Origin of the sequence: Ancylobacter sp. (assembly GCF_965229075.1) — a bacterium.
Lineage (GTDB): Bacteria > Pseudomonadota > Alphaproteobacteria > Rhizobiales > Xanthobacteraceae > Ancylobacter.
Map to the genome: position 1 here is coordinate 2,896,096 of NZ_CBDDIO010000002.1, position 22,591 is coordinate 2,918,686.

Consider the following 22,591-nt stretch of genomic DNA (forward strand, 5'->3'; position numbering starts at 1 on the left):
GCTCGCACCTCAGGATGACGGCGTGATCGAAAGCGGGATTCATCCTCACTGCCCCAGCCTTTCCAGCAGCGCCGGCACATGCACCTGATCGGCCTTGTAGTTGCCGGTGAGCACATACATGACGAGGTTGGCGCCGGCGCGGAAGGCGAGCTCGCGCTGGCGCGGGCCGCCATCGGAGACCGGGAGCAGGGGCTGGCCGTAGTCATCCACCGCCCAGGCGCCGGCGAGGTCGTTCGAGGTGATGACGACGGGCGACACGCCGTCGCCGGCGCGGGCCGGGCGTTCCTCCGCCTCGTCGGCGGCGGGCAGCGCCTCCACCCAGGTGGTGCCGCCGGTGAAGCGGCCGGGGAAATCGCGCAGCAGATAAAACGCCTTGGTCAGCACATGGTCGCGCGGCACCGGCTCCAGCTCGGGAATGTCGAGCCCTTCGAGGATGGCGCGCAGCGTCGTGTTGGCGGGCGAACCGGCGCCGTTGGAGCCGGGCAGCGTGGTCTCGGCGTCGCGCGTGTCGAAAATGACGGTGCCGCCCTGCTTCATGAACGCATCGACGCGGGCGAGCGTCTGCGGGCTCGGGCGCTCGCTGCCGGGCACGATCGGCCAGTAGATCAGCGGGAAGAAGGAGAGTTCGTCGCGGGCGAGGTCGACGCCCATAGGCTCGCCGGCTTCCAGCGCGGTGCGCTCGCCGAGGAAATCGGTGAGCCCCTTCAGGCCGGCGCGGCTGACCGCGTCGGTCTCGGCGTCGCCGGTGACGACATAGGCGAGACGGGTGGAATTGGTCGCCTGCAGCGCGAAGTCGATCTCGCCCGGCGTCATCGGCTTTTCCGGAGCGGCAGCCGGCGCAGGAGCCTGCGCGCTCTGGGCCGGCGCGCTCTGGGCGAGCGGCGGGGTCACGGGCTTGGGCTGGGCATGGGCCTCGCCCGGCGCGCCGGTGGCGAGGCCGAGCGCCAGTAGAAGTGCGGCCGCACCCCCGGCGGTCCGGCGGGTGGTGAGGCGGGAGGCGCCGCCGGCGAGCAGGAACACGATCATAGCGTCGACCAGAAGGAGGGCCAGCAGCGCCACCAGCAGCGGCGCGCGCAAATCGCGCGGAGCGGCGTCGCGGTAGGGCTCCAGCCGGCCGAGGCTTGAGAGGTCCAGCGCCACCAGCCGGTCGCGCGGCAACAGGGCGTTGACCGCCACCAGCCCGTCCGGCGGGCCGTAGAAGCCCGGGGGATGGTCGGCGCTGGCGCGGCCGCGATATCCGACGGGAATCGCCTTGGCGGTGGGCAGCGTCGGGCGGAAGGCGCCGAAGCCGTCGAGCAGCCGGGTGGGGGCGAGCGTTTCGCCATTCAGCACCGGCCCGCCGGTGGCGTCCGTCGAGGCTTCGCTGGCGCTGGCACCGCCGAGCGCCACCACCCGGCGCAGCATCTCGACGAAGGCGCCCGAGATCGGCAGGTTCGACCACGAGGTGTCGGCGGTGACGTGGAACAGCACCAGCGTGCCGGCGCCGCGCCGCTCGCCGGTGACGAGAGGCGTGCCATCGGTGAGGGTCGCCCAGGTGCGCGCGGCGAGCAGCCCGTCCGGTTCGGCCAGAACCTGGCGGTTCACGGTGATGTCGTTCGGCACCGCCACGTCGCGGAACGGGCCGTCAGCCGAAAAGCCGCCGAGCGCCTGCGGCTGTTCCCAGGACAGCGAGCCGCCGAGCACGCGCCCGCCGCGCCGCAGCGTCACCGGCACCAGCTCGTCCGAGCCATTGGCGAGGCGCGGGCCGGCGAAGCGGATGAGCACGCCGCCACCTTCCACCCAGCGGGCGAGGCGGGCCTGCGTCTGCGCCGGCAGGGTGCCGACATCGGAGAGGATGATGACCGGCAGCTTCTGCTCGATGAAGCGGTCCACCGCTTCCGCGGTAGAGGTGCCCTCAGCGGTGCGGATATCGGCGAAGGGGGCGAGCGCCCGCGTGAGATAATAGGACGGCGCGAGCAAGGGCTGGCGCTGGTCGGCGGCGACGCCGGAGACGACGCCCACCGCCCGGCGGCGCCAGCGCTTGTCGAGCAGCTGCACCGCGCCGGCGGACGCCTCGTCGCGAATGTCGAGCCGCGCCACCTCGTTGCGGATTTCCACCGGCAGATCGAAGCGGGCCTCGCTCTCCCCGGCGCCGGCGGTGAAGGCGAAGGGCGCCTCGCCCAGCGGCAGGCCGCGCATTTCGAAGGCGCGCACCACGCCGGCACGGGGCGTGCTATCGCGGCCGGCGCGCAGCACCTTCACGGTCAGCGCGTCCACCGCATTGTCGGCGGCCGCCAGCGCCAGCGGCTCGCCCGCGCCATCGGCCAGCGTGGTCAGCGGCCGGTTGCCGACAAGGGCGGCGAGATCGGCCGGGGCGGTGCCGGCGCTGTCGAGAGCGACGCCGTCGGAGAGATAGATCACGCTCGCCTCCGGCGCGGCGGCCAGCGCCTTGGCGAGGCTGGCGAAGGCGGGGGCGCGGTCGGGCACGAAGGCCGCGGGGCCGAGCGTGCGTAGCCGCTCGCGCGCCTCGCGCGGGGAGATGACGCGCGGCTCCAGCGGCGGCTCGCCGGTGGGAATGAGAATGACGCCGCGCCCTTCGAGATCGGCATCGGCCACCACGCCCTCGGCGCTGGCGAGGCGCGCGGACCAGCCGGCGGCGGCGGGCCAGCCGGAATCGATGAGCAGCACCACCGGGCCGGACGAGGCCGGGCCGGCGACCGGCGGATTCCAGATCGGCCCGGCGGCGGCGAGGATGATGAGCGCGGCCAGCAGGAGCCGCAGCACGGTGAGCCACCACGGCGTGCGGGCCGGGGTCTCTTCCTTCGGCGGAATGTCGAGCAGCAGGCGCATCGGCGCGAAGGCGAGCTTGCGCGGGCGCGGCGGCACGAGGCGCAGCAGGAACCACAACAGCGGCAGGGCGGCGAGCGCGGTCAGCAGCAGCGGGGTGGCGAAAGCGAGCGGCAGCCCGAACAGTCCGGTCATGCCAGATGCCCCGAAATATGCCCCGTCTCGTCAGCGGCACCCTCGCGCGGCGGCACGGCGCCAAGGCCGCCGCTCATGCGCGCATGCAGCGCCAGCAGCACCTCGCTCGCCGGCCGGTCGGTGCGGTGGACGAGGAAGCTCCAGCGATGGCGCTCCGCCTCGCGGCGAATGGCGTCGCGATGGGCGGCGACGCGGGCGACATATTCCGCCCGCACCGTCTCCGCCCGGCCGATGGTCAGCGTGGCGCCGCTTTCCGGCTCGCGGAACTCGACGCGGCCGGAATAGGGGAAGGTCTCTTCCGCCGGATCGCACACCTGCACCACATGGCCATTGGCGCCGGAGGAGGAGAGGCCGCCAAGGCTCGCCACCACCTCCCGCGTCGGGCTCCACAGATCGCCGAGCAGCACCACCTCCGCCAGCGGGGAGGGGGCGAAGGCGGGCGGCAGGCTCTGCGGCAGGCTGGCGGCGTGGATCAGCGATTCCGCCATCTTCTCGACGATACGGCGCGAGGCGGAAGGACGCATGACCCCGGGAATGCCGACACGCTCGCCGCCACGCACCAGCAGGTCCGCCAGGGCGAAGGCGAGCACGAGCGCGCGGTCGCGCTTGGTCTCCCACACCAGCGGCGAGGCAAACACCATGGAGGCGGAGAGGTCCGGCCAGATCCACACCGTGTGCGCGGCTTCCCATTCGCGCTCGCGGACATAGAGATGGTCGTCGCGGGCCGAGCGGCGCCAGTCGACGCGGGCCGAGGGCTCGCCATCGTTGAAGCGGCGATACTGCCAGAAATTCTCGCCCGTGCCGGCGCGGCGGCGCCCGTGCAGGCCGTGATAGACACTGGCGGCGATGCGGCGCGCTTCCAGCACCAGCCGGGGCATGGCCGCGACAAGGCCGGCCGCGTCCTGCGCGGCACTTCGCACGGCGGTATCGGCGTCGAATTCCACCCGGTCAGGTCTCCGTCACACGGTTGGCGGCTCGCGCCGCCGTTACAAACAGCCTCAGCCGATCCGCTTGGCCAGCTTGGCGATCACGCCCGGCACCGTCTCGCCATCGGCGCGGGCGGCGAAGGTGAGCGCCATGCGGTGCTTGAGCACGGGTTCGGCCAGCGCCACCACATCGTCCACGGAAGGGGCGTAGCGCCCGTCCAGCAGCGCGCGGGCGCGCACCGCCAGCATCAGCGATTGCGAGGCGCGCGGGCCGGGGCCCCAGGCGATGAACTTCGAGAGGTCGCCCGCTTCCGACCCCGGACGGGCCGAGCGGACCAGAGTGAGGATGGCCTCGACCACGGATTCGCCCACGGGGAGGCGGCGCACCAGCCGCTGGGCGGCGGCGAGTTCGTCCGCCGTCATCACCGCGCGCGGCTTGGTCTCTTCCGCGCTGGTGGTGTCGAACAGGATTTTCCGCTCGGACTCGCGGTCGGGATAATCGACGTCGATTTCCATGAGGAAGCGGTCGAGCTGGGCTTCGGGCAGGGGATAGGTACCCTCCTGTTCCAGCGGGTTCTGCGTCGCCAGCACATGGAAGGGCTTGGGCAGGTCATGGCGCACGCCGGCGACCGTGACATGGCCTTCCTGCATGGATTGCAGCAGCGCCGACTGCGTGCGCGGCGAGGCGCGGTTGATCTCGTCCGCCATCAGGAGCTGGGCGAAGACCGGGCCGGGAATGAAGCGGAAGGAACGCCGCCCGCCGGCGCTTTCCTCCAGCACCTCGGCGCCGAGAATGTCGGAGGGCATGAGGTCGGGGGTGAACTGCACGCGCCGGGCGTCGAGCCCCAGCACCACGCCGAGCGTTTCCACCAGCTTGGTCTTGGCAAGGCCGGGCACGCCGACCAGCAGGCCGTGGCCGCCGGAGAGCAGGGTGATGAGCGTGCGCTCGACCACCGCCTCCTGGCCGAAAATCACCGCGCCGATGCCGGCCCGGGCGGCGCGGACATTGGCGGCGGTGGATTCCGCCGTGCGGATGATCATGTCATCGAGGGATTCGAAATTCTCGCCGGTGGCGGATGTCATGGCGTGCTCCTGCAATTCCAAATCCCGTCCCCGCCCGGCCGGAAGGCCGCACCGCAAGACGCCCTGTCGCTTCCGACCCATTCCGATTGTGCGCTGCAACACGAATGACTGCAACGCACGCCGCGCACATCCCCGCGAGGGACTCGCGCGCCGGCTTGGGCTTCCGCACGGCTGAGCTTACGCTATCCTGCAACCGCGTCGACTATCGGGCGGGGGATCACGACTGCGCGATTGCATGCGTGTGACAGGGATTTCCCCATGAACTCAGAAACTTCCGCGCGGATTGACGATTTGGTGCGCGCGCTCGGAAACAGCCCCGCGCAAGCCCTGCCGCCGGTGGAGCGGTGGAATCCGCCCGATTGTGGCGAGATCGACATCGTGATCGACCGCGAGGGCGGGTGGTATCATGAAGGCCGGCCGATCCGCCGGCCGGCGCTGGTGCGCCTGTTCGCCTCTGTGCTGCGGCGCGAGGGGGAGCGCCATGTGCTGGTGACGCCGGTGGAGAAGCTCGGCATCCGGGTGGAGGACGCGCCCTTCCTCGCCGTCGCGATGGCGGTGGAGCCGGAAGGGGCGGGGGAGGGAGCGCCGCGCCTCGTCTTCCGCACCAATCTCGACGATGTCGTCGCCTGCGACCGCGACCATCCGCTGCGGGTCGATATACGGGCGGATGGCGAGCCGCGACCCTATGTGTATATCCGTCGCGGCCTGTGGGCGCGGCTGACCCGCGCCGTGTTCCTCGATCTCGCCGAGCGGGCGGAGGCGCGCGTGGTCGACGGGCGGCGCGTCTTCGGCGTCGCCTCGGGCGGGGCGTTCTTCGCGCTGGCGCCCGCCGAAGAGCTGAACGAGGAGGGATGAACGCTTGCCTGTAAACGTGCTGACCCTGCCGGAGACGACCGACACGGCGCCGCTCGACCTCGGCGACTTTCTCGCCCGCGCCCGCGCCCGCCTGCTCGCCGTGCCGGACCTTGATGGCGACCCGGTGCGCGGCGATCATGAACTGGCGCCGGAATTCCGCGCGCTGGTCGACGCCCGCCCCGTGCGCGGGGCGGCGGTGCTGGTGCCAATCATCGCCCGCGAGCGGCCGACCGTGCTGCTCACCTTGCGCTCCGCGCATCTTTCCAGCCATGCGGCGCAGATCGCCTTTCCCGGCGGCAAGATCGACCCTGAGGACGATGGCCCGCTCGGCGCGGCGCTGCGCGAGGCGCAGGAAGAGGTCGGGCTGGCGCCTGATCTGGTGGACCCGCTCGGCTATCTCGACCCCTATCTCGCCCGCACCGGCTATCGCATCGTGCCGGTGGTCGGCCTCGTGCAGCCGGATTTCGGCCTGACGCTGAATCCCGGCGAGGTGGACGAAGCCTTTGAGGTGCCGCTGGATTTTCTGATGAATGACGGTAACCACCAGCGCGAAAGCCGCGAATGGCTCGGCATGGTGCGCACCTTTCACGCCATGACCTATGAGAAGCGCCGCATCTGGGGCATCACCGCCGGCATTCTGCGCAGCCTTTACGAGAGGATCTACGCCTGATGGCCCGCATCCTCGCCCAGCTGGCGCTGTTCATCCTGCCCTTTCTCGCCTTCGCGCTTTATCTGCGCTACGGCCGAAAGGTCGATTCCTGGCTCGCCGGCTGGTCGCTGCGGGCGATGATCGTCTGCTCGGTCATCGCCGTGGCTCTGGTGGCGGGCAGCCTTTATGTGCTCGAATCCTCCTCGCGCGGGCCGACCACCGGCCGCTATGTACCGCCGACCTGGAAGGACGGGGTGATGGTGCCGGGGCATATCGAATGAACCCTCTCGTCGAAGGGCGCCCGGGCCTCGCCCGCGTGCTCGCCGCGCTCGATGGCGCGGGCGAGGAGGCGCGCATCGTCGGCGGCGCGGTGCGCGACTGGCTGATCGGGCGCGGGCTGCGCTCGGATATCGACATCGCCACCACCGCCTTGCCGGACGAGATCACGCGCCGCGCCCACGCCGCCGGGCTGAAGCCGGTGCCGACCGGCATCGAGCACGGCACGATCACGGTCATCGCCGAGGGCGAGCCCTATGAGGTGACCACGCTGCGCGAGGATGTGGAGACCGACGGGCGGCGGGCCCGCGTCGTCTTCGGCCGCAGCTGGGACCACGACGCGCAGCGGCGCGACTTCACCATGAACGCGCTCTACCTCACCCGCACCGGCGAGGTCGTCGATCTCGTCGGCGGCGTGGAAGATGCCAGGGCCGGGCGCGTGCGCTTCATCGGCGATGCCGATACGCGCATTCGCGAGGATTATCTGCGCATCTTGCGGCTGTTCCGCTTCCACGCCTCGTTCGGCCGGGGACCGCTCGATGCGGACGCGCTGGCGGCGGCGGCGCGCCACCGCGCCGGGCTGGACCAGCTCTCGCGCGAGCGGGTCCGGGCGGAGCTGATGAAGCTGCTCGTCGCCCCCCGCGCCGCCGAGACGCTGGCGCAGATGCAGGCGGCCGAGCTGCTGGCGCCGGTGCTGGGACGGGAGGGCGAGGTCGCCACCTTCGCCCGCCTCGCCGAGGTGGAGGCGGCGCTGGGGCTGCCGCCCGACGCGGTGCGCCGGCTCGGCGCGCTCGCCGTGCGCGAGCCGGCCGACGCGGAGGCGCTGCGCGAGGGGCTGCGGCTGTCCAACACGGAGGCCGCGCGGCTCATCGCGCTCGCCGGCCCGGCGCCGACGCCCGGCATGTGCGAGAAGGGCCAGAAGGCGTTTTTGTACCGCATGGGCCGGGAGGCGTTTCAGGACCGGGCGCTGATCGCCTTCGCCCGCGCCGGCGCGCCGCTGGCGGATGAAGGCTGGCGCGCTCTGGCCGCGATCGCCGCCGACTGGCCGCTGCCGGTGTTCCCGCTCAAGGCGGCGGATTTCCTCACGCGCGGCATGACCCCCGGCCCGGCGCTCGGCGCGGCGTTGAAGCGGGCGGAGGAGGCATGGGTCGAGGCCGGCTTCCCCAAGGGCGAGGCGGCGCTGGCGGACATCGTCGCGGGCGCGGTGGGGTGAACGCCGGCCCGGTGGCGGCGGCTGGCACCCTCATGCCCGGGCTCGACCCGGCCACCCAGAGACGGGCCCGGCCGGGTCTGAGATGGGAGTGGTGAGCGGCGGCAAGGCTGGGTCCCCGGGTCAAGTCCGGGGATGAGGGTGTGCGGGTGGGACGGGTCGTGCTCCGACTTCTCGAAGGTCGCCCATACTCCCTCATGCCCGGGCTCGACCCGGGCACCCAGAGACGGGCCCGGTCGAGCGCGAGACGTGGGCGGTGGAGCGGCGGGAAGGCTGGGTCCCCGGGTCAAGCCCGGGGATGAGGGTGTGCGGGTGGGGCCGGAGGCGCATCAGGATTCAGCGGAGTGGCGCGGCGGCAGATGCCCCCAACGCAAAAGGGCCCCTCTCGGGGCCCTTCGCGTGTCGGTGTCTGGCGGGAGACGGTTCGCTTTAGTGCGCGACGTCCTTCCACACCTTCTTCTTGGTGAAGTAGAGCAGGCCGGCGAAGATGATGAGGAAGATCATCACCTGGAAGCCGATGCGCTTGCGCGCTTCCAGATGCGGTTCCGCCATCCACATCATGAAGGCGGTCACGTCGCGCGAATACTGGTCGAGCGTCTCCGGCGAGCCGTCGGAATAGGTCACCTGCCCGTCGGAAATGGGCTGCGGCATCTTGATGGCGTGGCCGGGGAAGTACTTGTTGTAATGCGCGCCTTCCGGCAGCGTGAAGCCCTCCGGCGGCTCCTCATAGCCCACCAGCAGGGCGTGGATATAGTCCGGGCCCTGCTCCTGATACTGGGTGAAGATATCGATCAGGAAGCCGGGGAAGCCGACCTCATAGGTGCGCGCCTTGGCGAGCGTCGAGAAGTCCGGCGGGTAGGCGCCGCCATTGGAGGCGCGCGCCGCCTGCTCGTTCGGGAAGGGCGAGGGCCAGCGGTCGGACAGCCGGCCGGGGCGGTCGAACATGTCGCCCGCATCGTTCGGCCCATCCTGCACCTGGTAGCTCTCCGCCACCGCCTTGGCCTGCGCCTCGCTGAAGGAGGGGCCGCCGGGCTGGGCGAGGTTGCGGAACGAGAACAGATGCGCGGCGTGGCAGGAGGCGCAGACTTCCTTGAACACCTGGAAGCCGCGCTGAACCTGCGCCTGATCGAACGTGCCGAACGGCCCGGCGAAGCTCCATTCCTCGCGGGGGGGCTTCGGCGTGCCCTCGGCGGCAAGCGCCGGGGCGGCCAGGCCGAACGCCAGCGCGGCGACGGCGAGCGGACGGAGAAGAGTGGAACGGAAGGACATGGTGGTGCTCATGATGATCCGCTCAACCCTTGGTCTGTGGCGCCGAGACGCCCGCCGAGGCCGGTGCCGCGCCCTTGTTCTTGCCCAGCACGGCCTCGGTGATGGAGGCCGGCACCGCCTTCGGCTTCTCGAACAGGCCGAGCAGCGGAAGGATGATGAGGAAATGGGCGAAGTAGTAGATGGTCAGGATGCGGCCGGCGATGACATAGCCGCCTTCCGCCGGCTTGGAGCCGAGCCAGCCGAGACCGATGCACACCGCGATCCAGATCCAGAAGAACTGCTTGAACAGCGGACGGTACACGCCCGAGCGCACCTTCGACGTGTCGAGCCACGGCACGAAGAACAGCACGATGATCGCGCCGAACATGGTGAGCACGCCGCCGAGCTTGTCCGGCACCGCGCGCAGCATGGCGTAGAACGGCAGGTAGTACCATTCGGGCACGATGTGCGCCGGCGTCACCAGCGGGTTGGCCGGGATGTAGTTGTCGGCGTGGCCGAGATAGTTCGGGATGTAGAACAGGAACCAGGCGAAGAAGATGAGGAAGCACACCATGCCGAACGCGTCCTTGATGGTCGCGTAGGGGGTGAAGGGCACGGTGTCCTTGGCGCTCTTCGGCTCGACGCCGGTCGGGTTGTTCTGGCCGACCACATGCAGCGCCCAGACGTGCAGGACGACGACGCCCGCGATCATGAAGGGCAGCAGGTAGTGCAGCGAGAAGAAGCGGTTGAGCGTCGCGTTATCGACCGAGAAGCCGCCCCATAGCCATTCCACGATGGTCGGGCCGACGACCGGGAAGGCGGAGAACAGGTTGGTGATGACGGTGGCGCCCCAGAAGCTCATCTGGCCCCACGGCAGCACATAGCCCATGAAGGCGGTGGCCATCATCAGCAGGTAGATGATGCAGCCGAGGATCCACAGCACCTCGCGCGGGGCCTTGTAGGACCCGTAATAGAGGCCGCGGAACATGTGGATGTACACCGCGATGAAGAACATCGAGGCGCCGTTCGAGTGGATGTAGCGGATCAGCCAGCCATAGCTGACGTCGCGCATGATGTGCTCGACGGAATCGAACGCCAGCGTGATGTGCGGCGTGTAGTGCATCACCAGCACCACGCCCGACAGGATCTGGCAGACGAGCATCAGCGACAGGATGCCGCCGAAGGTCCACCAGTAGTTCAGGTTGCGCGGCGTCGGATAGGCGACGAAGGAGGAATGGATCAGGCCGACCAGGGGCAGCCGGCTCTCGAACCACTTGAGCGCCGGGTGCTTCGGCTCGAACGTGGAATGTCCGCTCATCTTTGAATATCCCTGAACGCCGGCTCAGCCGATGGAGATCTTCGTGTCGGACACGAACTTGTAGGGCGGGATTTCGAGATTGGTCGGCGCCGGCCCGCGACGGACCCGGCCGGCCGTGTCGTATTCCGACCCGTGGCAGGGGCAGAACCAGCCGTCATATTCGCCGGAATGGCCGATCGGCACGCAGCCGAGATGGGTGCAGATGCCGATGACGACCAGCCACTTCTCGTGGCCCTCGCCGGCGCGGTTCTCGTCGGTCGCCGGGGCGTCCGCCGCGAGATTGGCGTTGCGGGCGATCGGATCGAGCAGCGCGGTGAGCTGCACGCCCTTGGCCTCGGCAATGTCCTTCTCCGTGCGGTTCCACACGAAGACCGGCTTGCCGCGCCACTTCACCGTGACCATCTGGCCTTCGGCGACCTGCGACAGGTCCACCTCGGTGGAGGACAGCGCGAGGACCGAAGCGTCGGGCTGAAGCTGGGAGATGAAGGGCCACACGAGTGCGGCGGCGCCGACCGCGCCCATGGCGCCGGTGGCGATGTAGAGAAAGTCGCGGCGCGTGGTACCCGCCGTCTCAGTTGCTGCCACGATGGTTTCCTTTCCCCTCGAACCCGTCACCGCTGCCTCGGCCCGCCGTCCGTCGCGGCGCCCAGCGCTCGCACGAAACAGGCAGGCGTCCGCGTGGCACGCGGTCGACCCTACCTTCGATTGCCTCTAATTGCATCCGGGCCGTCCCTTGTCCAGATGAACCCAGTGCGGCAACCCGTCCTGCCCCCAGCGCGCGAGGGTTCTTGGCGCTCAGTGGGGCGTGCCGGCCGGTCGCCTCGGGCGCCGCCTGACGCCCGGCGTGCGCCGATTTCGCCGCGTCCGCCTTGCCGGCGGGCCGGCGCCTGGCCTAGGTCGACGCGCTCCGGCCGCTTTCACGGCCGGGCGAGGGAGGGATTTTTCATGACGCTGGCGCTGGCGCTCTACCAGCCGGATATCGCGCCGAATGCCGGCACGCTGGCGCGCATGAGCGCCTGTTTCGGCCTGTCGCTGCACATTATCGAACCGGCGGGCTTTCCCGTCGGCGATGCCGGCTTCCGCCGGGCGGGGATGGACTATCTCGACCGCGCCGCCATCACCCGCCATGCGAGCTTCGCGGCGTTCGAGGCCTGGCGGGCCGGGGAGGGGCGGCGCCTCGTTCTGTGCACCACGCGCGGCGCGGTGGCCTACACCGCCTTCGCCTTCGCGCCCGACGACGTGCTGCTGCTCGGCCGCGAGAGCGCCGGCGTGCCGGAGGAGGTGCATCAGGCGGCCGATGCGCGAATCGTCATTCCGCTAGTGCCGGGCGCCCGCTCGCTCAATATCGCGCTGGCGGGGGCGATGATTCTCGGCGAGGCGCTGCGGCAGACGGGGGGATTCCCAAGGGACCCCCCTCATGCCCGGGCTTGACCCGGGCACCCAGCGGCCGGGCTCGGAGTTTCAAGCCCAGGGGGTGCGCTAGCGGGAAGGCTAGGTCCCCGGGTCAAGCCCGGGGACGAGGGGTGGTGATTGGTCGGGCGCGCGTCGCGCGCCTTCGTCTGGCGCTAGGCACTTGTCCTCATCCCTCGCTCGACCCCGGGAAGCGGCCGCCGACGAGCACACCAGAGGTAGCCCGCCCGCCCCGCGCGGTGCTAGCTGTGGGCGCGGACATGGTGAAACCCTGACAGGAGCCCGGCGACGTGAGCGTTGCGTTTGCGAAGGAAGAAAGCGCCGAGGCGGCGTCCGAGACCATTCTGCCGCCGCGCCCGATCTCCGGCCGAATCAATCTGGTGACGCAGGCGGGGCTTGCGAGGCTGCAGGCGGAACTCGCCGCCGCCCAGCAGGCGCTGGCGGCTGCCAACGCGCTGGACGATGTCAATGAGCGGCGCCGGCAGGCGGCGATTCCCCTGCGCGATGTCGCCTATTATTCCCAGCGCGTGGAGACGGCGCAGCTGTCGCCGCCGCCCGCCTCGCACGAGGTCGTCGCCTTCGGCCACACGGTGAGTTTCGAGCGCGAGGATGGCCGGGTGCAGACCTACCGCATCGTCGGCGAGGATGAGGCCGACCCGTCGCGGGCGACGATCTCGCATGGCTCCCCCGTCGCGCTGGCCCTGATGGGCAAAGCCGTGGGCGACGTGGTCGAGTTCGGGGGCCGCAGCCTCGAAATCCTTTCCATCACCTGGGTCGACGAGGCGGTCGGCTAGGCTGCCAGCCTGCTAACGTCTCCTCATGCCCGGGCTTGGCCCGGGCACCAGTGGCTGGGCGCGCGCCGCACGATCAGCGGGTGCGGCGGCGGCAAGGCTGGGTCCCCGGGTCAATCCCCGGATCAGGTCCGGGGACGGGGATGAGGGCGTGCACGCGGGGCGAGGCCGCTTAACGCCTACTCCGCCGCCGCTTCGACCTCGTCCGCGTCGATGAAGCCGCCGGACTGGCGGTGCCAGAGGCGGGCGTAGAGGCCGCCCTTCGCCACCAGCTCGGCATGGGTGCCGCTCTCGACGATGCGCCCGTGCTCCATCACCACCAGCCGATCCATGCGGGCGATGGTGGAGAGGCGGTGGGCGATGGCGATCACCGTCTTGCCGGTCATCAGCTCGTCGAGATTGGCCTGGATCGCCGCTTCCACCTCCGAATCGAGCGCCGAGGTCGCCTCATCAAGGATGAGGATCGGCGCGTCCTTCAGCAGCACCCGGGCGATGGCGATGCGCTGGCGCTGGCCGCCGGAGAGCTTCACCCCGCGCTCGCCGACATGGGCGTCGAGCCCGATGCGCCCCTGCGGGTCGGACAACGTGTCGATGAAGCTGTCCGTGTGCGCCCGGCGGGCGGCGGTGCGGATGGCGTCCTCGCTGGCGTCCGGGCGGCCATAGGCGATGTTGTCGCGCACCGAGCGGTGCATCAGCGACGTGTCCTGCGTCACCACGCCGATCTGCGCGTGCAGCGAATCCTGCGTCACGCCGCGCACATCCTGCCCGTCGATCAGCACGCGGCCCGACTCGGGATCGTAGAAGCGCAGCAGCAGGCTCATCAGCGTCGACTTGCCGGCGCCGGAGGGGCCGACCAGCCCCACCCGCTCGCCGGGGCGGATGGTGAGGGAGAGGTCGTCAATGACCCCGCCGCCCTTGCCATAGTGGAACGACACACGCTCGAAGCGGATCGCGCCTTCGCTCACGCGCAGCGCCGGGGCGGCGGGGGCGTCCGCCACCTCGCGCGGGCGCGACAGGGTGGTGATGGCCTCCTGCACCGTGCCGACATTCTCGAACACGCCGGTGACCACCCACATGATCCAGCCGGACATGTTGACGATGCGGATCGACAGGCCGGTGGACAGGGCGATGGCGCCGAGATTGATCGCGCCCACCGACCACAGCCAGATGCCGAGCGCGCCGACCGCGCCCAGCATGAGGCTGTTCAGCACGCTGATGGTGAAGGCCATGCGCGAAATGTGCCGCTGCTGGCGGCTATTGTCGTCGACATTGCGTGCCAGCGCGGCGCGGACATAGCTGTCCTCGCGGTCGGAATGGGCGAACAGCTTCACGGTGAGGATGTTGGTGTAGCTATCCACCACCCGCCCGGTGAGCGCCGAATTGCTCTCGGCGGTGCGCTTGGACAGATGCCGGATGCGCGGCACGAAGACGGCGAGCGCCAGCACATAGAAGCTGATCCACGCCACCATCGGCAAAGCGAGCCGCCAGTCGGCCTCGGCGAACAGCAGCACCGCGCTCACCGCGTAGATGCCGGCGTACCACAGCGCGTCGATCACCTCGACCACCGAGCCGCGCAGGGCTGGCCCGGCCTGCAGCACCCGCGTGGCGATGCGGCCGGCGAAATCGTTGCTGAAGAAGCCGACGCTCTGGCGGATCACCCAGCGATAGGACTGCCAGCGGATCATCGGCCCGACCTTGGCGGTGATCGTCTGCCGCACCAGCAAATCGTGCAGCAGATTGGCCAAGGGGCGCGCGACGACGACGACGAAGACCATCCAAAGCAGCAGCCGGCCATGGTCGGTGAAGAAGGTCTGGGGGCTGGAGGCCTGCAAAAGGTCGACGATCTGGCCGATATAGCGGAACAGCGAGACCTCGATCAGCGCCACCACGAAGGCCGCGCCGAGCGCCGCGACATAGACCCAGCCGGTCTGGCGCACGAAGTGCCAGTAAAACGCCATCAACCCCTCCGGCGGCTGCCGGATGGGCGCGGGATGGAAGGGGTCGACCAGCTTCTCGAACAGGGTGAAGATGCGCGTCAGCATGCGCCGCCTTCTGCGCTCGCGATGCGGCACCTTTGTGTCGCCCGGCGCGGGACGGTTTCCCATGGGCGTCGGCGGTATCATAAGAATGTAATGGTTCCGGCGCAGCCTCCCGCGCCTTGCCGCTTGTGCCTTTGCCGATTGCGCCTTGCCGATGGAGAACCCGCATGCGCCCGCGCCACGCCGAGAATCACTATGTCGACCGTGCCGGCTGGCTGCGCGCCGCCGTGCTCGGGGCCAATGACGGCATCCTCTCCACCGCCAGCCTCATCGTCGGCGTCGCCGCCGCCAATGCCGAGCGCGACGCCGTGCTGCTCGCCGGCATTGCCGGGCTGGTGGCGGGCGCCATGTCGATGGCGGCGGGCGAATATGTCTCCGTCTCCTCGCAATCCGACACCGAGCGCGCCGACCTCGCCCGTGAAACCGCGGAACTCGCCGCCGATCCCGCCGGCGAGGAGGAGGAACTGGCGCAGATCTATGTCGGGCGCGGGCTCGACCCGGCGCTCGCCCGCCAGGTGGCGCACCAGCTGATGGCGAAGGACGCGCTTGAGGCGCATGCCCGCGACGAACTCGGCATGAACGAGGTCACCGCCGCCCGCCCGGTGCAGGCGGCGCTGGCCTCCGCCGCCAGCTTCGCCGCCGGCGCGGCGCTGCCGCTGGCGACCGCGCTGCTGATGCCGCTCTCCGGTCTGCCGCTGACAGTGTCGGGCGCCGCGCTGGCGTTCCTCGCCCTGCTCGGCGTCGCCGGGGCGAAGGCGGGCGGGGCCGATCCGATGAAGGCGGCGCTGCGCGTCACCTTCTGGGGCGCGCTGGCCATGGCCGCCACCGCCGCCATCGGCGCGGTCTCCGGCACGATGGTGTAGCCCGCCCTTCCGGCGCGCGGCGGGAGAGGCTAGAAGCGGGCCTGCGTCCATCCGCAGGAAGAGCCGCCATATGACTGCCGAGACCGCCGCCGCCATCGAGGCCCGCAAGGCCGCCGCCCGCGCCTGGTTCGAGGAATTGCGCGACCGCATCTGCGCCGCCTTCGAGACGCTGGAGATTGAGGCCCCGGAGGCGCTCTATCCCGGCGCGCCCGGCCGCTTCGAGCGCACGCCGTGGCAGCGCACCGACCATTCCGGCGCGCCGGGCGGGGGCGGTGTGATGTCGCTGATGCGCGGGCGGCTGTTCGAGAAGGTGGGCGTTCACTGTTCCACCGTGCATGGCGAATTCGCCCCCGAGTTCCGCAAGCAGATTCCCGGCGCGGAGGAAGACCCGCGCTTCCACGCGACCGGCATCTCGCTCATCGCCCATATGGCGAACCCGCATGTGCCGGCGGTGCACATGAACACGCGCTTCGTCGTCACCACCAAGGCGTGGTTCGGCGGCGGCGCGGACCTGACCCCGGTGCTCGACGCCCGCCGCACCCAGGACGACCCGGATTCACTCGCCTTCCACGCGGCGATGCGCGGCGCCTGCGAGGGCCGCCCGCACATCGACTATCCCCGCTACAAAGAGTGGTGCGACGAGTATTTCTATCTGCCGCACCGCAAGGAAATGCGCGGCATTGGCGGCATTTTCTACGACTGGCTGGACTCGGGCGATTGGAACGCGGATTTTCACTTCACCAAGGCGGTGGGCCTCGCCTTCCTCGATGTCTATCCGCGCTTGGTGCGGGCGAACATGGCGACGCCGTGGAACGAGGCCGCGCGCGAGGAGCAGCTGATCCGCCGCGGCCGCTATGTCGAGTTCAACCTGCTTTATGACCGCGGCACGCTGTTCGGCCTGAAGACCGGGGGCAATGTGGATTCGATCCTCTCCTCCATGCCGCCGGTGGTGAAGTGGCCGTGAGCTGAGGCGCCTTCATCCCCTTACACCGCCTCATCCCCGCCCCACGCACCCTCATCCCCGGGCTCGACCCGGGGATCCAGCTTTCCGCCTCCGCATGGCGTGTTCGAGGGCTTGGCAAGCGGAGCCGTCTCTGGGTGCCCGGGTCAAGCCCGGGCATGAGGGAAGGGGAAGCATGGCCCCCTCACGCCTTCATCCCCGGGCTTGACCCGGGGATCCAGCTTTCCGCCTCCGCATGGCGTGTTCGAGGGCTTGGCAAGCGGAGCCGTCTCTGGGTGCCCGGGTCAACCCCGGGCATGAGGGAAGGGGAGCATGGCCACCTCACGCCTTCATCCCCGGGCTTGACCCGGGGATCCAGCCTTTCGGCTGTCACAGCAGGTCGTCGTAAAGGTCCCGCCAGTCGGGGTTGTCGCGCTCGATCAGGGCAAGCTTCCAGCGGCGCGGCCAGTGCTTGAGGTTCTTTTCGCGCTGGATCGCGGCCATGGCGGTGTCGTGCGGCTCGGCAAACACAAGCGTCTTCACCCCATACTGCTCGGTAAACCCGCCGAACAGGCCTGTCCGATGCTCGTGCATGCGCTTGGGAAGATCTCGGGTCACGCCGACATAGAGCGTTCCGTTGCGTTGGCTGGCGAGGATATAGACCCAGTGCGGCTTCATGGCCTGTCACGCCCCGCCGGTCAGACTGTGAAGTCTGGGTGCCCGGGTCAAGCCCGGGCATGAGGAAAGGGCAAGGATGTCCGGGTCAAGCCCGGGCATGAGGAGTGCCACGGTCAGGTCCGCTCACCCCTCCAGCCGTTCCACGAACAGGCTGTTGGTGAACTCCAGCACCCGCGTTCCGGCGGGGTCGGTGGCGGTTTCGCGGGTGAAGACCAGGCCCCATTCCGGGCGGCTGGCGCTCGGCTTCTTCGCCGTCACCTCGCTGAGGAAGGTCAGCGTGTCGCCGGGGCGCACCGGGCGCAGCCAGCGCAGATCCTTGAAGCCGGGGGAGGGGCCGAGGCGGGGCACCGGCTGTCCTTCGCGCCGCAGAAGCTCATGCTCGCGCGCCCAGGCCTGCGCCCGCAGCCGGGCGGAAATCGCCACCACATGCCAGCCGGACGCCACCAGCCCGCCGAAATGGGTGCGCGCGCCCGCCGCCGCGTCGAGATGGAAGGGCTGCGGATCGAAGGCGCGGGCGAAGGCGACGATCTCGTCTTCGGTGAAGCTGTGCGAGCCAAGCCGCGTGCGGGCGCCGATCTCGATATCCTCAAAGAACCGCATGACACCCCCTCAGGCCGGCCGGAAGCCGGGATTGCGCCGGCCGAACAGCACCGTGCCGACGAAATCCGCCATCACCGCGCCGGCGGCGTCCAGCAGTTCGAAGCGAAACTTCACCAGGCCCATTTCCGGCCGGCTTTTCGAGGAGCGGGTCTCCAGCACATGCCGGCGCAGGCTCAGCACCGTGCCGGGATGCACCGGCTTGAGGAAGCGCACCTCGTCGAGGCCGGGCGAGCCGAGGCAGTCGCTGCCGATGATAAAGCCGTCGGCGGCGAGGCGCATGAAGATGCAGCACAGATGCCAGCCGGAGGCGGAGAGCCCGCCGAGCCGCGTCGCCTCGGCGGCGGAATCGTCGAGATGGATCGGTTGCGGGTCGTACTCGCGGGCGAAGGCGAGGATTTCCTCGCGGCCGACCACATAGCGCCCGCAGGTCGCCACATGCCCCTCGTGGAAGTCCTCCCAGAACAGCATCGCGTCCCCCGGCCTCGCGTCCACTGGCCCGTCCATGACAGGCGAGCGGCGCGGCAAGGTCAAGAGCGGCGAGGGGAAGGGGCGCGCTAGAGTTCCATCTTCACGATGGCGATCGGGTCGCCGCCGACGCCGTGGGAGAAGTAGCCGCGTCCGATGGGGCGGAAGCCGTGGCGGCGGTAGAAGCCTTCGGCATTCACGGTCGCTTCCACCTTCACCGGCCCGTCATGGCCGCGTCGGGCGGCTTCGAGGCCGATCTCCAGCAGCCGGCGGCCGAGGCCGGCGCCGGCGGCGTCGGGCAGCAGGAACAGGCGGGTGATCTCGCCGGGCTCGGCATCGACGAAGCCGACCACCACGCCTCCAAGGTCGGCCACCACCACGCCGCCTTTGGCGATGAGCGCCTCGTAATAGGCGGGCGTGCGCTCCCCGATCCAGCCTTCGATCTGCGCATCGGAATAATGCCCGCGCGCGAGGCCGGCGACGGAAAGGCGCGTCACCTCGAACAGCGCCCCGCCCTCGCCGGGGTGGGCGGGGCGGAGCAGGGGCGCGCTGTCGGGGGCGGTCATGGCGCGCCGCGCCGGTTCAGGTGTTGAAGCGGAAATGCAGCACGTCGCCATCGGCGACGACATATTCCTTGCCTTCCAGCCGCAGCCGGCCGGCATCGCGCGCGCCGGCCTCGCCCTTGCCCTTGACATAGTCGTCATAGGCGATGGTTTCGGCGCGGATGAAGCCCTTCTCGAAATCGGAATGGATGACGCCCGCCGCGCCCGGCGCCTTGGTGCCGGCGGTGATGGTCCAGGCGCGGGCTTCCTTGGGTCCGACGGTGAAATAGGTCACCAGCTTCAAAAGCTCATAGCCGGTGCGGATGATACGGTTGAGGCCGGGCTCTTCGAGGTCGATGGCCTCGAGATAGTCCTTCTGCTCCTCCGCCGGCAGCACGGCGATCTCGCTCTCGATCTTGGCGGAAACGACGACGGCCTTGGCGCCTTCCTCCGCCGCGCGGGCGAAGACCTCAGCCGAGAGGGAATTGCCGTTCTTGGCCGAGGCTTCCTCGACATTGCAGACATAGAGCACGGGCTTGGAGGACAGCAGGCCGAGCATGCGGAAGGCCTTTTCCTCCTCCGGCTTCACCTCGACCAGACGCGCCGGCTTGCCGTCGCGCAGCAGCACGAGGGCGCGGGTCATCAGGTCCAGCAGCTCCTTGGCTTCCTTGTCGCCGCCCTTGGCCTTCTTCTCCAGCGCGCCGGCGCGCTTCTCAAGGCTTTCGAGATCGGAGAGCATCAGCTCGGTCTCGATGGTCTCGATGTCGGACACCGGGGCGAGCTTGCCCTCGACATGGGTGACATCGGAATCCTCGAAGCAGCGCACCACATGGGCGATGGCGTCACATTCGCGGATATTGGCGAGGAACTGGTTGCCGAGGCCCTCACCCTTGGAGGCGCCGCGCACCAGGCCGGCAATATCGACGAAGGTGAGGCGGGTGGGGATGATCTGCTGCGAGCCGGCGATCTGCGCCAGCGTTTCCAGCCGCGCATCCGGCACCGCCACGTCGCCGACATTCGGCTCGATAGTGCAGAACGGGTAGTTCGCCGCCTGCGCCGCCGCCGTCTGCGTCAGCGCGTTGAAGAGGGTCGACTTGCCGACGTTGGGCAGGCCGACAATGCCGCATTTGAAGCCCATGATGCGATGCTCGGTCGAGAGGAACAATTGCCGCCGTGGTTAGGCAGAATGGCGGGCGAGTGCAAGTGAGGGAGGCCTCGGCGGGGTTCAGCCCGGCTTCTTGCCGGGCTTTTCCGCCGGGCCGACGCCGCGCGCTTCCAGAAACAGGTGCATGCGGTTCTGAAACTCGTCGAGCCGGTGGGTGGCGAGCAGGCCGGCGAGTTCGGCGCAGCCGTCGCACACCGCCTCCACCCAGTCGCGCTCGGCCTTGGCGAAGTCGCTGAGCACGTAATTGTGCACCAGCGCCTTGTCGCCGGGATGACCGATGCCGAGCCGCACGCGGGCATAGTCATTGCCGCAATGGGCGGTGATGGAGCGCAGGCCATTATGCCCGGCATTGCCGCCCCCGACCTTGTAGCGCACCTTGGCAGGCGGCAGGTCCAGCTCGTCATGGAAGGCGAACACGTCGCGCAGCTCGATCTTGTAGAAGCGCTGGGCTTCCGCGACGGCGCGGCCGGATTCGTTCATGTAGGTTTCGGGCAATAGGGCAATCACCTTCTGGCCCTCGATCTCGCCCTCGCAGGCCGCGCCCTGAAAGCGGCGGCGCCAGGGCGAGAAACGGTGCCGGCGGGCGATGGCATCCACCGCCATGAAGCCGATATTGTGCCGGTTGCCGGCATATTTCGACCCGGGATTGCCGAGCCCGGTGAACAGCAGCACCGCGCGCCTCCTGCAGTTCATGCCTCGCCGCGAAACGACAAGAGCCGGAAGCGGGCTTCCGGCTCTCCTCGCGGGATGGGCGGGCGGCACCGCGAAAGGCCACCCGGATCAGCCGTTTCAGCCGTTCAGGCGTATCAGCCCTTGGCGGCGTCCGCCGCGGCGGCCGCAGCCTCGTCGGCCTCGGCTTCCTTCAGGCCCGACGGGGCGGTGATGGTGGCCAGCGTGTCGTCGCCATGGCCGGCCCAGGTCACGCCCGCCGGCAGCTTGATCGCCGAGAGGTGGATCGAGTCACCGAACGCGTAATTGGCGACATCGACCTCGATCGCGTCGGGGATCGAGTCCGCCGGCACGTTGAGGGAAACGGTGTGGCTGACGATGTTCAGCGTGCCGCCTTCCTTGATCGCCGGCGCCGTCTCGGTGTTGAGGAAGTGCACCGGCACGTCGACCGACAGGGTGGCGCCGACGGCGACGCGCAGGAAGTCGATGTGCAGCGGGAAATCCTTGACCGGATCGAGCTGGTAGTCGCGCGGGATAACCCGGTGCTTCTCGCCCTCGACCTCGACGTTGAACAGCGTGGTCAGGAAGTGGCCGGCATAGATGATCTTGTTGATCTCGATATGATCGAGCGTGATGCCGACGGGGGCCTTGCCGTCGCCATAGATGACGGCGGGTACGCGACCGGCGCGGCGTTCTGCACGAGCGGCCCCCTTGCCGACCTTCGTGCGCGCCTGCGCCTTCAGTTCCTTGATGGCGGTCATGATTGTCCTCAAATGGTTGCAAAAGGAGAAGGCCGCTTGCGCGGCCCGTTCCTTCAGGCTTGGTACGGTGAGCCCCGGCGCGCCTCCAGGGGTGCGGAAAGGCCGGGACCGGGCGGGCTCATAGCAGCAAAAGCCTTGGCCGGCAATGCGCCGCCGGCGCGCGGGCTTCAGAACTTGCCGAGCACGCCCGCCTTGACGAGGCCGCTCGCCTCCGAACCGGGCGCCTGCGAGCGCTCCACCGAGATGTAGCGCTCGGCGCGGCCGGCCGGCGCGCGCAGCTCCACCCCGGTGCGCACCGTCTGCCCCTTGTCCACCTCGACCTTCGTGCCGAGCTGTTCCGCCCCGAGGCCGAGCGGCGCCAGCGGCACCGACACGGTGCTGCCGACGGCGATATTGTCATAGAGCGAGGCGGAGGCCGGGTTCGGTCCGGCGGAGGCGCCGACCGTGCCGGTGCTGTAGACGGTGAGATTGTCCTGCTCCAGCCCGAGCCGGCCTTTCAGCTCGCCCGAGCCGCTGGTGCTGGTGGTGGCGAGCGCGCCCGAGGACGGGGCGGTGGCGTTGGCGCTGGAGGAAACCGACATGATCGCCGCGCCCTGGCGCAGTTCCATCTGCGTCGGCAACTGGTTCCGCGCCCGCTGCACGGGGGCGCTGCGCTGTTCGATGAGCTGATAGGGCGTCGGCGCTTCCGGCTCCGGCTCTTCCGGCGGGCCGCCGAGGCCGAGCTCGATGCTCTCCCACAGCGAGGGCATGACGGCGGTTTCCTGCGCGGGATCGAAGGTCACGGGCGCGTCCGCGACGGCCGGCGCGGGCGGGGCGGGTTGTGCCGCTTCCGACGCCGCATCGGCGGCATCGTGGGCCGCCTCATAGGCCGAGCCCTCGGCGGCGGCCTCGTCATAGGGCGAGATCATGATTACGCCGAACCACGGGTCCGGCAGGCCGGGAGCCGGCACCGTGCGGAGCGACTGGGCACTGGCGGGGACGGTGAGGGCGAGGGCAAGTCCTGCCGCCGGGGCGGCCAGACGGGCGAGGGGCGCGAGGCGGATCCCGAAGGAGCGCGGCAAGGAGAGACGCGGCAAGGGGGTACGCGGCATCAGAACAGTCCGGGTCGATTTCAGCGAGCGGACAGGGTGCAGCCGAACTGT

General features: G+C 69.9%; 23 protein-coding genes. 8 read left to right on the top strand and 15 right to left on the bottom strand.

Annotation, left to right across the window (positions count from 1 at the left end; genetic code table 11):
• Positions 1–45: 45 nt before the first annotated feature.
• From ACO07Z_RS19630 to ACO07Z_RS19640, 3 genes are read right to left on the bottom strand one after another with little or no spacing between them, the layout of a single operon-like run.
• A complete protein-coding gene (locus ACO07Z_RS19630) occupies positions 46–2,961 on the bottom strand; it encodes a DUF4159 domain-containing protein (RefSeq protein ID WP_421700252.1) in 2,916 nt (971 codons plus the stop codon).
• Positions 2,958–3,905, bottom strand: a complete 948-nt coding sequence (locus ACO07Z_RS19635; RefSeq protein ID WP_421700253.1) for a DUF58 domain-containing protein — start codon at positions 3,903–3,905, stop codon at positions 2,958–2,960. Before ACO07Z_RS19635 ends, ACO07Z_RS19630 begins: the two co-directional genes overlap by 4 nt.
• Positions 3,906–3,959: 54 nt before the next feature.
• Positions 3,960–4,970 (bottom strand): AAA family ATPase, encoded by a 1,011-nt coding sequence (locus ACO07Z_RS19640; protein ID WP_244375613.1) that lies wholly within the window; start codon positions 4,968–4,970, stop codon positions 3,960–3,962.
• Positions 4,971–5,228: 258 nt separating this feature from the next.
• Here ACO07Z_RS19640 and ACO07Z_RS19645 point away from each other — a divergent pair, with 258 nt between their 5' ends.
• From ACO07Z_RS19645 to ACO07Z_RS19660, 4 genes are read left to right on the top strand one after another with little or no spacing between them, the layout of a single operon-like run.
• Positions 5,229–5,825: a DUF1285 domain-containing protein gene (locus ACO07Z_RS19645; protein WP_421700254.1), complete on the top strand. Its 597-nt coding sequence runs from the start codon at positions 5,229–5,231 to the stop codon at positions 5,823–5,825.
• A 4-nt stretch (positions 5,826–5,829) separates the two neighbouring features.
• Positions 5,830–6,495, top strand: coding sequence for a CoA pyrophosphatase (locus ACO07Z_RS19650; RefSeq protein ID WP_421700255.1), 666 nt, complete (start codon positions 5,830–5,832; stop codon positions 6,493–6,495).
• Positions 6,495–6,755 carry a DUF6111 family protein gene (locus ACO07Z_RS19655; RefSeq protein WP_421700256.1) on the top strand — a complete coding sequence of 87 codons (261 nt, stop codon included), beginning with the start codon at positions 6,495–6,497 and terminating at the stop codon, positions 6,753–6,755. The genes ACO07Z_RS19650 and ACO07Z_RS19655 overlap by 1 nt, the downstream gene beginning before the upstream one ends.
• Positions 6,752–7,963 carry a CCA tRNA nucleotidyltransferase gene (locus ACO07Z_RS19660; protein WP_421700257.1) on the top strand — a complete coding sequence of 404 codons (1,212 nt, stop codon included), beginning with the start codon at positions 6,752–6,754 and terminating at the stop codon, positions 7,961–7,963. The genes ACO07Z_RS19655 and ACO07Z_RS19660 overlap by 4 nt, the downstream gene beginning before the upstream one ends.
• 426 nt (positions 7,964–8,389) lie before the next feature.
• Here the strand turns inward: ACO07Z_RS19660 and ACO07Z_RS19665 are convergent, their stop codons facing one another.
• From ACO07Z_RS19665 to petA, 3 genes are read right to left on the bottom strand one after another with little or no spacing between them, the layout of a single operon-like run.
• The gene (locus tag ACO07Z_RS19665; protein WP_421700258.1) at positions 8,390–9,241 is read right to left on the bottom strand and encodes a cytochrome c1; all 852 of its coding nucleotides are present in this window, start codon (positions 9,239–9,241) and stop codon (positions 8,390–8,392) included.
• Positions 9,242–9,251: 10 nt separating this feature from the next.
• The gene (locus ACO07Z_RS19670; protein ID WP_244375625.1) at positions 9,252–10,526 is read right to left on the bottom strand and encodes a cytochrome b; all 1,275 of its coding nucleotides are present in this window, start codon (positions 10,524–10,526) and stop codon (positions 9,252–9,254) included.
• Between the two features lie 24 nt (positions 10,527–10,550).
• Entirely contained in the window at positions 10,551–11,111 is a 561-nt protein-coding gene (gene petA / locus ACO07Z_RS19675) for a ubiquinol-cytochrome c reductase iron-sulfur subunit (RefSeq protein ID WP_421700259.1), read from the bottom strand.
• Positions 11,112–11,471: 360 nt separating this feature from the next.
• Here petA and ACO07Z_RS19680 point away from each other — a divergent pair, with 360 nt between their 5' ends.
• Entirely contained in the window at positions 11,472–11,957 is a 486-nt protein-coding gene (locus tag ACO07Z_RS19680; protein WP_421700260.1) for a tRNA (cytidine(34)-2'-O)-methyltransferase, read from the top strand.
• Between the two features lie 269 nt (positions 11,958–12,226).
• On the top strand, positions 12,227–12,730 hold the full coding sequence (gene greA, locus ACO07Z_RS19685; RefSeq protein WP_421700261.1) for a transcription elongation factor GreA: 504 nt from the start codon (positions 12,227–12,229) through the stop codon (positions 12,728–12,730).
• A 176-nt stretch (positions 12,731–12,906) separates the two neighbouring features.
• On the opposite strand, the gene ACO07Z_RS19690 is transcribed toward greA, so the two are convergent.
• On the bottom strand, positions 12,907–14,769 hold the full coding sequence (locus ACO07Z_RS19690; RefSeq protein ID WP_421700262.1) for an ABC transporter ATP-binding protein: 1,863 nt from the start codon (positions 14,767–14,769) through the stop codon (positions 12,907–12,909).
• A gap of 164 nt (positions 14,770–14,933) precedes the next feature.
• On the opposite strand from ACO07Z_RS19690, the gene ACO07Z_RS19695 reads away from it, so the two are divergent.
• Both ACO07Z_RS19695 and hemF read left to right on the top strand, forming a co-directional pair.
• A complete protein-coding gene (locus tag ACO07Z_RS19695; RefSeq protein ID WP_421700263.1) occupies positions 14,934–15,629 on the top strand; it encodes a VIT1/CCC1 transporter family protein in 696 nt (231 codons plus the stop codon).
• 70 nt (positions 15,630–15,699) lie between these two features.
• Complete coding sequence (gene hemF, locus ACO07Z_RS19700; protein WP_421700264.1) at positions 15,700–16,593, top strand: oxygen-dependent coproporphyrinogen oxidase; 894 nt, start codon at positions 15,700–15,702, stop codon at positions 16,591–16,593.
• A gap of 366 nt (positions 16,594–16,959) precedes the next feature.
• On the opposite strand, the gene ACO07Z_RS19705 is transcribed toward hemF, so the two are convergent.
• From ACO07Z_RS19705 to ACO07Z_RS19740, 8 genes are all read right to left on the bottom strand, one after another.
• Complete coding sequence (locus ACO07Z_RS19705; RefSeq protein WP_307019850.1) at positions 16,960–17,247, bottom strand: GIY-YIG nuclease family protein; 288 nt, start codon at positions 17,245–17,247, stop codon at positions 16,960–16,962.
• A gap of 123 nt (positions 17,248–17,370) precedes the next feature.
• Positions 17,371–17,847, bottom strand: coding sequence for a MaoC family dehydratase (locus ACO07Z_RS19710; protein ID WP_421700265.1), 477 nt, complete (start codon positions 17,845–17,847; stop codon positions 17,371–17,373).
• A 9-nt stretch (positions 17,848–17,856) separates the two neighbouring features.
• Positions 17,857–18,315, bottom strand: coding sequence for a MaoC family dehydratase (locus tag ACO07Z_RS19715; protein ID WP_421700266.1), 459 nt, complete (start codon positions 18,313–18,315; stop codon positions 17,857–17,859).
• Positions 18,316–18,401: 86 nt separating this feature from the next.
• Positions 18,402–18,878 (bottom strand): GNAT family N-acetyltransferase, encoded by a 477-nt coding sequence (locus ACO07Z_RS19720; protein ID WP_421700267.1) that lies wholly within the window; start codon positions 18,876–18,878, stop codon positions 18,402–18,404.
• 16 nt (positions 18,879–18,894) lie between these two features.
• Positions 18,895–19,992, bottom strand: a complete 1,098-nt coding sequence (gene ychF / locus ACO07Z_RS19725; protein WP_421700268.1) for a redox-regulated ATPase YchF — start codon at positions 19,990–19,992, stop codon at positions 18,895–18,897.
• A gap of 87 nt (positions 19,993–20,079) precedes the next feature.
• Positions 20,080–20,691, bottom strand: a complete 612-nt coding sequence (gene pth / locus ACO07Z_RS19730) for an aminoacyl-tRNA hydrolase (RefSeq protein WP_421700269.1) — start codon at positions 20,689–20,691, stop codon at positions 20,080–20,082.
• 134 nt (positions 20,692–20,825) lie between these two features.
• A complete protein-coding gene (locus tag ACO07Z_RS19735) occupies positions 20,826–21,449 on the bottom strand; it encodes a 50S ribosomal protein L25/general stress protein Ctc (protein WP_421700270.1) in 624 nt (207 codons plus the stop codon).
• Positions 21,450–21,616: 167 nt separating this feature from the next.
• Positions 21,617–22,540: a hypothetical protein gene (locus tag ACO07Z_RS19740; protein WP_421700271.1), complete on the bottom strand. Its 924-nt coding sequence runs from the start codon at positions 22,538–22,540 to the stop codon at positions 21,617–21,619.
• Positions 22,541–22,591 lie beyond the last annotated feature (51 nt).